This is a genomic window from Streptomyces sp. NPDC088350 (assembly GCF_044753545.1).
Taxonomy (GTDB): domain Bacteria; phylum Actinomycetota; class Actinomycetes; order Streptomycetales; family Streptomycetaceae; genus Streptomyces.
On sequence record NZ_JBIVNL010000008.1, the window covers coordinates 521999 to 535078 of the forward strand.

Sequence of the window (13080 nt, forward strand, 5' to 3'; positions counted from 1 at the left end):
GGCCGCGGTGCGGCTCGCCGCCTCAGATGACACGCCCCGACCCGGTGTCGAGGGCGATTACGCGCCATGGTCATCGCGGCTACTGCTGCGCCACCCCGGTGCCTCGGAGTCTCCATGAGCCGCTGACCTGGCTGAATGTCGGCCAGACCAAACGACGACGTATGGGCTGTTGATACACGTGCGGTCTGGCTAGCGTGGGCGCCATACACGGCAAGCGGCACATTCCCATCACGTTCGCGAAGGGGAGAAAAACATGACTGCTGCAACTCCCGAGAAACTCGCCGATGAGGAATTCGGTGAGCTCGAAGAACTCCAAGTGATCGATTCCAGTGAGCTGAAGCTCGGTGCGGCGTACCACACGTACACCTACATCGCCGCGGAGAGCACGGAGGACATCCCCGACTAGCACGCCCGGGAGCCGAGGCAACTCTCCGACGGATGAGATCGATGGGACGAGGAGGTGGGTCGTGCCGTCCAGCCAGACGACGGACCGTACCCGCACCGACGTCCTGTTGATCTTCCCGCCGCAGACCGAGGCCAGGTTCTTCCCGTATCTGAGCCTGCCCTATCTGACCGGCCACCTGCGGCGCCGGGGCCGGCGGGTTCACCAGGCCGACTTGAACATCGGCGTGCTCCACGAGCTGCTGCGCCGCCCGGCGCTGCTGGACGACGCGGTCCGTGCCCAGGACACGGGCGACGACGCCAAGGCCGTGAGCGAGTGGTACCGCCATGCGATGGCGGAAGTCTTCGCCGCGCACATCGGCGAGCTGCGCGCCCACGTCCTGCACAAGGAGTCGGCCGGCGAGCTGGGCCCCGACCGTGCGGTCCGGCTCGCCACCCTGGCCCTCGAACTGCTGGTCCGCGACACCTTCCTGGCACGGACCTGGGAGGACCTCGGCCAGCTCGACGATGCCGTACGCAGGGCCGCGGACCGGCCGCCCGCCGTGTCGGACGTACCGGTCACGTCGCTGCACCGCATGGTCACCGGACTGCTCGGCCGGCATCGCCCCCGGGTGGTCGGCCTGTCCGTGGCGTTCTTCAGCCAGCTCGCGCCCGCGCTGCTGATCGCCGCCTGGGTCCGGCGGCTGTCGCCGGACACCCAAATCTGTCTGGGCGGCCAGCAGGTGATGCTCCGCCACGACAGCCTCGCCCGGCTGCCCGGAGTCCGGGACACGGTCGACGCCCTGTGCCCGACCGCCGGCGAAGAACCCCTCGAACGCTGGCTGGACGCCCTGGACGGAACGGTTCCGCTCACCGCCGTGCCCGGCATGACCTGGCTGCCACGTTCCGGGGCCGGGCCGCGCACGGGACCCGCGGTGACCCTGCGCTTCCGTGACCTCGGACCGCCCGACTTCACCGGGCTGCCGTTCCGCTCCTATCTCAACGAGGCGCTGGAGCTCGCGATCGTCTCGTGCGTCGGCTGCTACTGGGGGCGGTGCGCGTTCTGCTCGTACGGCAACCGGTCGCTCCCGCAAGGCGGTTACCAGCAGGGCACCGCCGTCCAGATCGCCGACGCCGTTCAGGCCGTGGTCCGCGCCACGGGCACCCGGTACGTGTCGGTCGCGGACGAGAACACCAACCTGCGGCTGATCCTGAAAGCCATGCGCGCGGTACGCGAACGCGGCATCCGGGTCCGGTTCGGCGTGCGCAGCCGACTGGAGTCCGTCCTCACCGACCCGGGGTTCTGCCTCGACCTCGCCGCGGTCGGCTGCGCGATGATCTCGGCCGGCTACGAGGGCACCTCGCAGCGCCTGCTGGACCGGATGGAGCGGGGCGTGCGCGCGGCCGACTACCAGCGGATCCTCGACAACCTCGACGCGGCGGGCATCGCCGTCCGGTTCACCGTGATGGGCCAGGTCCTGGACGAGACACCGGACGAGTTCGAGGCATCCCTGCGCTTCCTCGTCGACAACGAACGGCGGATCGGCATCGACGCGCTGGAGCTGATGGTGGCCGAGCCCGGCAGCCGACTCGTGGGCAGCCCGGAGGAGTACGGGCTCGCCCTCGACACCTCCGAACGCCTCGCGGGCAACCCCGAGTTGAGCTACCTGGCCGGCCGGGTCGGCCACCCCCTGTCCATCCGCGGCGGCCCGACGCGCACCGAGGCACTGGACCGGCTGGTGCGGATCTTCGACACCGTCAGACCGGGCCGTACGACGGGCTCGGCACCCTCGCGATCCGCCCCGAACGGCCGTCGCGCGCCCGCCGTCGCGGCCCTGCGCCCGCACACGTGGGTACGCACCGTGCCCGCGTACGCCGACGACCGTACGGCCGACCGTGTCACCCTCGCCGACCTCGTCCGGGAGCGGTTCTACGCACTTCCCCGCGACGACGTGGAACAGCGCGCCGACGGCCTGCTGACGGCCCGCACCGACCGTGGCCGCCGCCTGCTGGCCCGCCTGGCCGACGCGGCGGCGGGCACCCCCGACCCGGCACATTCCGCAGACCCGGCCCCCTCAGCCAGGAGCTCGTCATGACGCAACCGCCGCGCACCGCACCCGGCGGCGCCCCTACCCTCACCGAAGCCCCGAGCCGGATGGGCCTGGGGGTGCTGATGGACATGCCGTGGGGCGGCGGACGCCTCGGCAGGCGCGGCATCGGATTCGTGGAGAGCGACGACGGCGGCGGGGACATCACCGACCGGGTCCGCGCCTTCCTGCACCGCCACGGCGGCGACTTCGCCTACGCGGCCCTCGCGTTCCAGCCGCGCTCACGCGCCCGCGTACGGACGGCCGACTACGTGCGCGCGTACGACCGCTTCTTCGAGGCGGTGCCCGCCGGGACGGCCCGCGCCTTCCACCAGACCGAGCTGAACATGGGCACGCCCGAGCACTACGACCGTCGCCCTGCCGCCGAGTTCACCAACGAACTGGCCGCCCGCTACGGCTTCTCCTGGGTGGTCGAGGACCTGGGCATCTGGAGCCTGCGCGGCATACCGATGCCCTATCCGCTCCCGCCGCCCCTGACCGAGCCGGGCCTGGAGATCGCCACCCGGAACGTGGCGGAGGCGGCCCGGCTGCTCGATCCGCCGCTGCACGTCGAGTTCCCCGGCTTCACGGAGGGCGGTTCGTTCGTCCTGGGACACATGGACGCCTTCGAGTACTTCGCCCGGCTGGCGGAGGACGCCGACGTACGGGTCACGCTCGACGTCGGCCATCTCCTCAGCTACCAGTGGCTGAAGGGACGTACTGGGCGCAGCATGTACGACGGGATCGAGGCCCTGCCCCTCGCCCGTTGCCGGGAACTGCACCTGTCGGGCTGCCAGATCGTGGGCGGCAGGTTCCGCGACCTCCACCACGGAGTCCTGCTGGACGAGCAGCTGGAACTCACCGAGTACCTGCTGCCGCGCTGCCCGAACCTCCTCGCAGTGTCCTACGAGGACCCGATGTACCGCGAGGACGGACAGCTGGTCGAGAAGTCCCGGCGGAACTACGCGCGGCTGCGGGACCTGGTCGCCGCCTGGCAGCGCGGGGAGGCGGCGTGAGCACGGTGGAGCCGGGCGCGTCCCTGGACGGCGAGCAACTCACCGACCTGCTCATGCGATTGCTGCTGGACGCGGACCTGCGGGCCCGGCTCGCCGACGAGGGTGCCGAGGCCGTGGCGGCGGATCCCGGCGAGCTGGAGTGCCTGGCCTCCGTCGACCTGGCCGAACTGGACACCACCGCGCGCCGGTTGCGCTCCCAGGTCTGGCGGCCCGGCAGCGGCGGCAGCCTCGCGACCACGTTCCCGCGCTCCCTGCGGCTGCTCCAGGACGCCGGTGCCACGGAGTCCGGCCTGCTCACCGGCTTCCTCGGCTCACCGCACTTCGCCCGGTTCCGGCTGATCCCGTACACCGCTCCCGGGCTGTCGGCGGAGGAGGCGTTCGCTTCCTACCTGCTGGACGACGCCGGGTCCGGGGCGCTGCGCGACACCGTGACCCATGAGCTGATGCTCGCCCTGTTCACCTCGCTGGCGTGCGAACAGCCGCTGTCGTTCGTGATCGAGGCGGAGGGAATCGTCCCCACCGACCGGGGCCACGCCGCCGTACGTGCGTACGCGCCGGCATCCGCAGCAACCTGGGGAGCCGCCTCGGGCGAGCGCCCCGAGGCCACTGAGCACGCCGCGCACGCGGAAGCCGTGCACTACGCGTACTTCACCACGTCCGCCGGGCTGGCTCACGGCGTGGTGTCCGGGCGGGTGGCGGCGGCCTTCGAGGCCGGACCGTCGGCCCGGCGCGAGACCGCGCGGCGGGCGCTGGCCCGCCGCGGACTGTGGTGAAGGGGAGAGGAACCGCCTTGCACATCGTGTTGGTGGACATGCCGTGGTCGTCGCTCGACGCGCCGTCCCTCGCCCTCGGCATTCTCAAACGCCGGATCCTCGACGTCTTCCCCGACGGCGCCGCGGACGTCGAAGTGGTGCACGCCAACCTCGACTTCGCCGACTGGGTGTCCGCTCGTACGGAATACGGCTTCGAGGAGTACGAGTTCTGCTCGACCTCGTACTTCTCCGGACACAGCGAGTGGATCTTCTCGGCCGCGCTCAACGACCAACCCCGTTGGCGGGTGGCCGAGTTCACGGAACACTTCGGCGGGAAGATGCCGGAGCACATGCTGGCCAAGGCGCGGGAACTGCACGAACTCGCGCCGCTGTTCGTCCGGGAGACCGCCGCCAAGATCGCGGCCACCGCACCGGACGTGGTCGGCTTCACCACCACGTTCGCGCAGAACGCGGCGGCCCTCGCGGCGGCCCGCGTGGTCAAGGAACTCGCACCCGACACCATCACCGTCTTCGGCGGCGCCAACTGCGACGGTCCGCAAGGCGCCGCGCTGCACCGCAACTTCGCGTACGTCGACTTCGTAGTGCGCGGCGAAGGCGAGATCGCGTTCCCTCGACTCCTCGCCGCCCTCCGCGACGGCGACGCCGACGGCCTGGCCGCCGTCCCCGGCCTGTGCCGCCGCGACCCGCAGGGCCGGTCCGTGGCGCATCCCATGGACGCCGCCCCGCTGCCCCCGGGAGCACTGGTCACCCCGGACTACGGCGACTACTTCGAGCGGCACGCGCGGTCCACGGCGGGCGGCTGGGTGGAACCGCGACTGGTGGTGGAGGCCTCACGCGGCTGCTGGTGGGGCGAGAAGCACCACTGCACCTTCTGCGGCCTCAACGGCTCCTTCATGGAGTTCCGCAGCAAGGACCCGAGACGGTTCGTGGACGAGATCCTCGGCCTGGTCGAGCGCCACCGCGTACTCGACGTGTGGGTCACCGACAACATCCTCGACATGGCCTACCTCAACTCCATGGCCCCGCTCCTGAAGGAGAGCGGGTACGACCTGAGGCTGTGCTACGAGATCAAGTCGAACATGCGGCGCGAGCAGTTGGAGACGCTGTACGCGGCCGGCATCAGCTACGTCCAGCCCGGCGTCGAGAGCCTCAGCAGCCGGGTCCTGAAGCTGATGGACAAGGGAGTGACCGGCTGCCAGAACGTACGGCTGCTGCGGGACGCGGAGACCGTCGGGATCAACCTCAGCTGGAACTACCTCTACGGCTTCCCCGGAGAGACCGAACAGGACTACGACGAGATCATCGGCCAACTTCCCGCGCTGCACCATCTCGGACCACCGGCCAACTCCACCCGTCTGAAGGTCGAGCGGTTCAGCCCGTACTTCGACCGGCCGGAACTGGGCTTCGGCGACCTGCGCCCCGCCTCGCACTACCAGCACATCTACGACCTGCCGCAGGCCGAACTCGCCGACCTGGTCTACATCTTCGACTCACCGAACCGGGGCATCTCGGGAGGCTGTCTGGACCGGCTGCGCACGGCCGTCGCCGACTGGACGCGGGCGTACCCGCGCAGCCGCCTGACCCACTGCGACCTCGGCGGACACATCGTCCTGGTCGACACCCGGCCGGACTTCTCCTGGCGGCTCCTCGACCTCACCGACCCGTTCGAGGTGACGGTGTTCCGGCTGCTGGACACACCGCACAGCCCGGCGGCGCTGCTGCGCAAGGCGGCTGCCCGGTGCGCGGACGCAGGGGAGTCGGCCGGTGAGGTGACGGAAGAGCGCGTCGCCGGGCTGCTGGCGCGCTGGCGGGAGCTCGGCCTGGTCTTCGCCGAGGGCGGCCAGTACGTACAGGTCGCGCCCGCGGTGGCCAACCAGGACCTGCTGCGGCTCGACGGCGCGGGCCTGGAGGGGGACGACACATCGCTCGTCCCCGCCCTGGCGGCCCCGGCCGGGGGAGAGGCCCGATGAAGCCGGAGCTGACGCTGTGGAGGGACCGCGACCCGGCGGCCATGCGCCTGCCGGGCATGTGCTGCGGCACCCTCGACGGGCCGCCGGACGAACCGGTGGACGCCGTCGCACAACTCGCCGCCGACGGCGTCCAGTTCGTCCAGGTGCACGAGCCCGTGGACCTCACGGATGCGGACGGCGCGTCCGCGGTGGCCGCTCTCCTCGTCATCCGGGAACTCACCAGCCACGGCATCGCGGTGGACTGGACACTGCGCATGGCCGACCCGGCCCAGTGGCGGGCGCTGAGCCATCTGCACCCCCCGGCAGCCGTCTTCCACGGCTCCACAGGAGAGGCGAACGAAGAACACGTGGTCACCGCGTGGCGCGACTCGTTCCACATCGCGAAGTGCGGCTACCGCCGCGGCCCCGGTTTCCTGGAGATCCGTGACCACCGCTGGGGCTCCTTCCGGCGCCTGGTCGTCAACGCCCCCCGGAGCACGGCGTTCCAGGGGCTGCTGGACGGCGTCCCGATGGTCGCGTCGGCGTCGGCGGAGCGGGTCCTGGAGCGTCACCTGCGCGAGAACCTGCTCCATCGCGCCGGGCGTTACTTGTGGTGGACGCCGTACCGCCTACGACGCTGGCCGCTCAGCACGACGATCCCGTAGGAACCTCTCGACCCACTGTTCCGTCACCTCGTCGGCCTGACGTCTGATCCCCGGGGCCGGCACCGACGCGGGCGCGCCGACACCGAGGAAGTCCAGGCAGCCCAGCAGGGCTGCCTCGTAGTCGGCGACCAGGTCCTCGTAGCCGACGATGTGCGGGTCGACACCGTGCCGCCCGAAGTAGTCCTCCCAGACCGCCGCGTCGCGGTCGAGCATCCGCAGATGCCGGCGGATCTCCTCATAGCTGTACCGGGGAGCGGCGCGTGTGCTCCCCTCCGGCAGGAAGGTCCCGTCCAGGATCCAGACACCGGTCTGCTCGGCCATGGCGTACGACACGGCCTGCCGCAACCGGTCCCCGCGCTGGATCCAGATGTACCGGGGTGCCTGGAGGATGTCGTACGGGTCGACCTCCAGGTTCCCGAGGTGCCCCGCGTGGATCCGCAGCCCGAACACGCCGTTGGGGCTGGTCCGGCACGTCATCAGCCGCCGCACATAGCCCGCCGCCAACTCCTGCGGATCGCCGGAGTCGAATCCCCACCGCTCGAAGTAGTCCAGCACGAAGGCATCGGCGAAGTAGTCCTCGGCGAAGCCGGCCAGCCCGGTGTGCCACAGGGCGCGGGCGAGCATGTTGCTGCCGCACCGGGGGGTCGACGCGAGCACGTAACGGACCGGCGGCAGACCGGTGAAGGGCGGGAAGTCGAACGCCGGACCGTTGGTCCGATAGCGCAGCACCATGAGAACACCCTCGCGCCCGGCGCGAGCGGTTGTCACCGGTTCCGCCGCGTTCCGGGCGCGGTGCACAACGGCGCCCTGGGCGAAGGAGACACGAGGCGGTCTTGCCTCGCGGCCTGCTTGCGAACCTCGGAAGCCGGGCGACAGCCAACAGTGAAGGGGAGCACGAACGCCTTCGTGGTGCCGTAGACGGCCATCCGGGGAGACGCCCTCGGGGCGTCCGCACCCCGCCCCCGGGGCCAGGCCGGCACCGGCAGCGACGGCCGGACGGCCGCCCACTCCGCGCCTGTCATGTCCGACGGACACCGGCGCGCCCGATCGGGATGATCGGCCGCGTTGCCGTACATGTTGGCGAGGCAATTACGGGATGGAGCAGCCATCAAGCGGTAACCGACCGCAACGACACTGTTGGACTCGTTCATCTCGTTGCAGCGCGCAGCAAGGACGCGCCGAGAGGTGTCAGGGTGTGCAGGACTGTTGTGCCGTGCCGGTGGCTGCTGATGAGGCCCGCGTCCCGCAGGGCGGTCGTGTGCTGGCTGGCGGCCGGTGCCGAGACGCCGGCCGCGCGGGCGAGTTCCCCGGTGGTGGCTCCGGCTGCCGTGGCCCGCAGCACGACGGCCCGGGTCCGGCCCAGCAGTACGGTGAGGGGCGCGGTGTTGGCGGGGGCGGGGTCCTCGTGGAGCAGGGGGTAGACGAGGACGGGTGGCAGCAGGGGATCCGCCAGGGCGATCGGCCAGCCCCAGCAGAAGTACGACGGCACGAGCAGCAGCCCGCGTCCGTCGAGTCGGAGGTCGCAGTCGGCGGCGGGATAGACGACATGGAGTACGGGGGCCTGCCATCGGATGCTGGGTCCGAGGTTGCGCAGAAGTGCCTCTGTGCCGCCGTGCAGCAGTGTGCGGGCGCGGATTGACCGCTCTGCGTCGATCCGCGCCTGGGCGCGTTCGCGGTAGGGCGCGATGGCCGTGTCGTAGTACCGCCGTAGGCAGTCGGTCAGGTCTTCGCGTACGTCCCGTTCCACCAGGCGATCCGCCCAGGCGGGGGCCGTTGTGGTGTGTGCGAAGTACTCCACTTCGTGCCGGATTCGGTCCGTCGGGGTCGCCACGATGGCGGCGAGTCCCGCGTCGAGGCCGTCCGCCGCTTCGGCGGGATTGAGGAAGTCGGGGTAGTACGCGGCTCTGGGAAACAGGGGGATGAGTCTGGTTCGCACGATGCGGTCCAGTCCGGTCCGGGCCAGCCGCTGTCTGGTGTCCCGGTACCACTCGGCGTGCGCCCAGCGTCCCTGCCGGGTCTGTAACCGGTGCAGGCTCAGCCCGATCTCCCACAGGGGATCCGGCTCGGCCGCCATGCGGGTACGCGCCAGGTCCGCGTCGGTGAAATGGATACGGAGCATCAGATTCCCTTCCGACCCGGTCCTTGACGGCCAGGTGAATCAGCATGCTCATGCCCGTCCGTCGCCGACGGCCTGCTTTACGGCTCATTGGCCTGCCCTACACCGGGACAAGGGGAGTCACGGTGGCCGAAGATCCACTTCACGCGCGACAGTCGAGATCGGGCCCGACGCCCGGGGTTTCGACCTCTGCTCGGGGTGACGTCAACAGGCGTGGCTCTTCTCGCCGTTGCCGTTGTCGATGCCCTCGACGAGAGCGGACCGTGGGACCGGTTCGAACAGGGTCGGCGGCACGGGGGGCGTGGCGAGGAGGGCGGCGATCCTCGGAATCTGGTCCGCCACGCTCGCGCTGTGCTCCGTGAACGCCTCGATCGAAGCGAACATCTGGATGACCAGCAGCGGTCCGTCGGTATCGCCGCGCGCGCGGTGTACCGAGTAGTGCAGGCACCCCGGTTCGGCGCGGATCCGCGGAGCGAGGTCGGCCAGCACCTCGAGGAGGTCCTCGCGGCGTCCGTTCCTGGGCTCCATCGTGGACACGGCAACGACCGCGCCGGTCCTGATCGTCCGGTCGCCCCCGGCGACCGGACAGATCGGGAAGTGCGGTGCTGCTGTGCATGAGATGACTCCTTGGGAGCGGTGCGGGGCAGCCGACCGGTGGTCCGCCACTGACCCCACTCATCTGTTGGCCAAACCAACGTTGGCTTACCCAACGTAACAGGTGTGTGTTGGGGTGGCCAACAGTTAGGATGAGGACATGGCGGACACGGATCACGCATCGCGACCACCGGCCCGACTGCGTGAACTCGCCAGCTGGCAGGCGGGCAAGGTGTCGACGCTCGGCGCCCGGCTGACCGCGCAACGCATGCCGCTGGGCGCCCGCGCCGATTTCGCCGTCCTGGCGGCACTGGAGGAGTACGGGGCGCTCAGCCAGGCCGAGATCGGCCGCCGCCTCGGCCTCGACCGCAACGACGTCAGCGGCATCGTCAACCGCCTGGAAGGCTGCCACCGGGTCGACCGGCAGGCCGATCCCGCCAATCGGCGCCGCAACGCCGTCACCCTCACCGCCACCGGAAGGCGGCACCTCGACGAGCTCCAACAGCACGCCGACGCCGTCCAGGCCGAACTGCTCGCCGGCCTCGACGCCGCGGAACGACGACAGCTTCACTCCCTGCTGGCCAAGGTGCTCGACAGCCACCAGCCGCAACCGGCCTAGGGCATCCGTCCCGGACGGGACGTGCGGGGCAGGTGATCAGCGCGCGCAGTCAGGATGCGTTCAGGCAACCGGTGGCACGGTCGGGCCTCATGACCTACGCGCTGTCCGAAAAAGGCGACGCCCCTGGGCGAGACGGCCGGCGACCTCTTCGCCCAGACCCTGGCCACCCGACCGGCGCGGCGATCCTCGTCTCCAACACCCTCGGCACCTCGATGGGCGAGTTCCTGTCCGACAGCTCGGGCCTCGGCTACGTCGGCGGGGCCGCGCTCGTGACCGGCCTGCTGCTGGTGCTCGTCGCCCTGATGAAGGCGCCCGCGGTGCCGAACGCGCTGCTGTTCTGGAATGATCCGTAGCGTCGGAGCCCCGCCCCTCCCCGTCTCCGTCGTAGCCTCCGCGGTTCGGCGCGCACTCGCGGGTCGGTCAGGGGGTCACGAGCGTTGCCCCCTGCCGTCGCTGCACACCTTGGTCGAAGCGACGCAGGAGGAGCAGAGCGGTGGTGGCGAGGCCGGCGAGCAGGCCCAGCCATATGCCGACGGTGTCCCAGCCGGTGACGAAGCCGAGGAGCGTGGCCGCGGGCAGGCCGACGAGCCAGTAGCCGATCAGGGTGACGTGGAAGCCGCCCTTGGTGTCGTCCAGGCCGCGCAGCAGCCCGACGCCGATGTTCTGGGCGCAGTCGAAGAACTGCAGCACCGCGGCGACCAGGAGGAGTCGCGCGGCCAGGTCGGTGGCCGAGCGGCTCTCGCCCTCGAAGAACGGCGCGAGCACCAGCTCCGGCACGGTGACGTACACCAGCGCCACCACGGCCATGACCGCGGCGGCGCAGGCCAGCGCCGTCGCCTTCAGGCGCTGGGCCGCCGCCAGGTTGCCGAGGGCCAGTTCGCGGCTGACGCCGAGGGACGCGGCGTGGGAGAGCCCGACCGCTATCTGGAACACGATGTAGACCAGCTGGTTGACGGCCGTGTGCGCGGCCAGGGCTGTCGTACCGAAGCTGCCCACCAGCAGGGCGACCACGGAGAAGAAGCCGGCCTCGGAGCCGTAGGTGGCGGCGATCGGTGTGCCGAGCGCCGCCAGCCGGCGCAGGGTGGCCGGGCGGGTCTTCCAGATGCTCAGCGACAGCACCGGTGCCAGCCGGGGGTCGCGGCGCGCGGATCGGTACAGCGCCAGGAACGACAGTACGTACACCGAGGTCGTCGCGAGGCCGATGCCCGGCAGGCCGAGCTTCGGCAGACCCCAGCTGCCATGGATGAAGACCCAGTTGAGGCCCGCGTTCACGGCGATCGAGGCGATCGTGATGCGCAGCAGTGCCTGCGGGCGCCGCATGCCGACGGTGAACTGGCGTATCGCCTGGAACCACAGACAGGGCACCAGGCCGGGTGCCATGGCGTACAGCACCGGCTTCGCCGTGTCGACGACGTCCGGGTCCTGGCCGAGGAACACCACGGCGTGCCCGATCAGCACCATCAGTACGCCGCCCGCGAGACCCGCGAGCGTGGACAGCAGCAGGCTCGCCCGCACCAGGTCCTTCACCTCCTCCCGGGCGGTCGCCGGGTCGGTGTCCTCGGTCTCGGCGCGCGCGTCGGCCGCGGCGATCTGGTTGCCGACGGCGGTGACCAGGCCGACGCCCATGGTGCGCAGCTGGTTGAAGATCACCATCGCGAGACCGCCGGCGGCCAGCGCCTCGGTTCCGATGAGCCCCATCATGATCGTGTCGGTGGTGGTGAGCGCGACCTGGGCGAGCTGGGTGAGCGCGAGCGGGACGGCGAGCGTGGCCAGGGCGCGGCCGTCGGAGAGAACGCGGACGAGAGCGGGCGGCATCAATTCAGTTCCTGGGGGAGACGGGTGCTGGGGTGCGGTGGAGTCCGGCCAGCAACTCGTCGACCTCGCCCTCCACTTGGGCGGACAGGAGATCGCGCGCGGCCATCCACTCGTCGTCGAAGACGGTGTCCATGTACTTTTCCCCGCCGTCGTTGATCAACGCGACCACCGTCGTGCCGGGCGGCAGCGCGGGCATCCGGGACAGGGCCTCGTACACCACCCCGCCGGCCGAGCCGCCGAGGAGCAGCCCGGTGCGGCGGGCGACGGCCCGTGCGGTGGCGAACGCCTCCACGTCCCCGACCTTCACCCCCTCGTCGAGCAGCGTGTAGTCCACCATGGCGCCGATCGTCGCTCCCTCGGGGGTGCCGGTGCCGGACTGGTAGTAGTCGTGGGCGGGCGGCCCGAAGGCGACCGAGCCCTTCGGCTCGACTCCGACGATCCGTACTCCGGGGACGGTCGCGCGCAACGCGCCTCCGGTTCCGAACAGACCGCCGCCGGTGCCGACCGCGCCGACCAGGACGTCGATACGGCCGTCCAGCGCGGCGTGCAGTTCACGGGCCACCGGGTGGTAACCCACGCCGTTGGCCATGTTGTTGTGCTGTTCGGTGAAGTAGGCGTTGTCGGACTCCGCCGCCAGCTTCGCCGCGAACTCCTCGCGGGCCGCGGTGGCCAGTTCCTCGTCGCCGTCGTCGGCGACGTAGACCAGTTCCGCGCCGAGGGCCTTCATCGCGCGGAGTTTGTCGACGGCCGCGTGGTGGTCGACGACGGCGGTGAAGGTGTAGCCGCGTTCGGCGGCGACGACGGCCAGCCCGAGGCCGGTGTTGCCGGAGGTCGACTCGATGATGCGGCCGCCCGGGCGCAGCAGGCCGCGTTCCTCGGCGTCGACGACCATCTGCCGGGCCATACGGATCTTGGCGGTGCCGGTGGGGTTGAACTGCTCCAGCTTCAGCAGCAGCCGGGCGCCGCTGTCGGTGCGGGCCAGCTCGAACAGCGGGGTGGCGCCGATCAGTTCGGAGACCTGCCGCACGATGGGCGGCCGGTACAGGGGGTCGTCCACTTGGAGCT

13 protein-coding genes are annotated in these 13080 nt (G+C 70.9%); 8 read left to right on the top strand and 5 right to left on the bottom strand.

Annotation, left to right across the window (positions count from 1 at the left end):
- Positions 1-253 precede the first annotated feature (253 nt).
- From ACIQBL_RS29985 to ACIQBL_RS30010, 6 genes are all read left to right on the top strand, one after another.
- Positions 254-406 carry a hypothetical protein gene (locus ACIQBL_RS29985; RefSeq protein ID WP_401728454.1) on the top strand — a complete coding sequence of 51 codons (153 nt, stop codon included), beginning with the start codon at positions 254-256 and terminating at the stop codon, positions 404-406.
- Positions 407-467: 61 nt separating this feature from the next.
- A complete protein-coding gene (locus tag ACIQBL_RS29990; RefSeq protein ID WP_401946676.1) occupies positions 468-2477 on the top strand; it encodes a B12-binding domain-containing radical SAM protein in 2010 nt (669 codons plus the stop codon).
- Positions 2474-3484, top strand: coding sequence for a DUF692 family multinuclear iron-containing protein (locus ACIQBL_RS29995; RefSeq protein ID WP_401946679.1), 1011 nt, complete (start codon positions 2474-2476; stop codon positions 3482-3484). The genes ACIQBL_RS29990 and ACIQBL_RS29995 overlap by 4 nt, the downstream gene beginning before the upstream one ends.
- A complete protein-coding gene (locus ACIQBL_RS30000; protein WP_401946681.1) occupies positions 3481-4257 on the top strand; it encodes a hypothetical protein in 777 nt (258 codons plus the stop codon). Before ACIQBL_RS29995 ends, ACIQBL_RS30000 begins: the two co-directional genes overlap by 4 nt.
- A gap of 17 nt (positions 4258-4274) precedes the next feature.
- Positions 4275-6227 carry a RiPP maturation radical SAM C-methyltransferase gene (locus tag ACIQBL_RS30005; RefSeq protein WP_401946684.1) on the top strand — a complete coding sequence of 651 codons (1953 nt, stop codon included), beginning with the start codon at positions 4275-4277 and terminating at the stop codon, positions 6225-6227.
- Positions 6224-6871, top strand: a complete 648-nt coding sequence (locus tag ACIQBL_RS30010) for a DUF5825 family protein (RefSeq protein WP_401946687.1) — start codon at positions 6224-6226, stop codon at positions 6869-6871. Before ACIQBL_RS30005 ends, ACIQBL_RS30010 begins: the two co-directional genes overlap by 4 nt.
- On the opposite strand, the gene ACIQBL_RS30015 is transcribed toward ACIQBL_RS30010, so the two are convergent.
- The 3 genes from ACIQBL_RS30015 to ACIQBL_RS30025 all read right to left on the bottom strand — a co-directional run bounded on the left by ACIQBL_RS30015 (position 6836) and on the right by ACIQBL_RS30025 (position 9662).
- Positions 6836-7603, bottom strand: coding sequence for a Stf0 family sulfotransferase (locus tag ACIQBL_RS30015; protein ID WP_401946689.1), 768 nt, complete (start codon positions 7601-7603; stop codon positions 6836-6838). The two genes, ACIQBL_RS30010 and ACIQBL_RS30015, sit on opposite strands and share 36 nt — an antisense overlap.
- A gap of 415 nt (positions 7604-8018) precedes the next feature.
- Positions 8019-8990, bottom strand: a complete 972-nt coding sequence (locus tag ACIQBL_RS30020) for an ArsR/SmtB family transcription factor (protein WP_401946692.1) — start codon at positions 8988-8990, stop codon at positions 8019-8021.
- A gap of 201 nt (positions 8991-9191) precedes the next feature.
- On the bottom strand, positions 9192-9662 hold the full coding sequence (locus ACIQBL_RS30025) for a putative quinol monooxygenase (RefSeq protein WP_401946695.1): 471 nt from the start codon (positions 9660-9662) through the stop codon (positions 9192-9194).
- 79 nt (positions 9663-9741) lie between these two features.
- Here ACIQBL_RS30025 and ACIQBL_RS30030 point away from each other — a divergent pair, with 79 nt between their 5' ends.
- Positions 9742-10200, top strand: coding sequence for a MarR family winged helix-turn-helix transcriptional regulator (locus ACIQBL_RS30030; protein WP_401946698.1), 459 nt, complete (start codon positions 9742-9744; stop codon positions 10198-10200).
- Between the two features lie 89 nt (positions 10201-10289).
- Positions 10290-10553 (top strand): hypothetical protein, encoded by a 264-nt coding sequence (locus tag ACIQBL_RS30035; protein WP_401946700.1) that lies wholly within the window; start codon positions 10290-10292, stop codon positions 10551-10553.
- A gap of 67 nt (positions 10554-10620) precedes the next feature.
- Here the strand turns inward: ACIQBL_RS30035 and ACIQBL_RS30040 are convergent, their stop codons facing one another.
- Positions 10621-12015, bottom strand: coding sequence for an MATE family efflux transporter (locus tag ACIQBL_RS30040; protein WP_401946703.1), 1395 nt, complete (start codon positions 12013-12015; stop codon positions 10621-10623).
- Between the two features lie 4 nt (positions 12016-12019).
- Positions 12020-13072, bottom strand: coding sequence for a cysteine synthase family protein (locus ACIQBL_RS30045; protein WP_401946706.1), 1053 nt, complete (start codon positions 13070-13072; stop codon positions 12020-12022).
- Positions 13073-13080: the final 8 nt, after the last annotated feature.

Excerpts from the sequence above, each read along its gene's own strand:
- ACIQBL_RS29985 (WP_401728454.1), top strand. The coding sequence starts at position 254 with ATGACTGCTGCAACTCCCGAGAAACTCGCCGATGAGGAATTCGGTGAG.
- ACIQBL_RS29995 (WP_401946679.1), top strand. The coding sequence starts at position 2,474 with ATGACGCAACCGCCGCGCACCGCACCCGGCGGCGCCCCTACCCTCACC.
- ACIQBL_RS30010 (WP_401946687.1), top strand. The coding sequence starts at position 6,224 with ATGAAGCCGGAGCTGACGCTGTGGAGGGACCGCGACCCGGCGGCCATG.
- ACIQBL_RS30015 (WP_401946689.1), bottom strand. The coding sequence starts at position 7,603 with ATGGTGCTGCGCTATCGGACCAACGGTCCGGCGTTCGACTTCCCGCCC.
- ACIQBL_RS30020 (WP_401946692.1), bottom strand. The coding sequence starts at position 8,990 with ATGCTCCGTATCCATTTCACCGACGCGGACCTGGCGCGTACCCGCATG.
- ACIQBL_RS30030 (WP_401946698.1), top strand. The coding sequence starts at position 9,742 with ATGGCGGACACGGATCACGCATCGCGACCACCGGCCCGACTGCGTGAA.
- ACIQBL_RS30035 (WP_401946700.1), top strand. The coding sequence starts at position 10,290 with ATGACCTACGCGCTGTCCGAAAAAGGCGACGCCCCTGGGCGAGACGGC.
- ACIQBL_RS30040 (WP_401946703.1), bottom strand. The coding sequence starts at position 12,015 with ATGCCGCCCGCTCTCGTCCGCGTTCTCTCCGACGGCCGCGCCCTGGCC.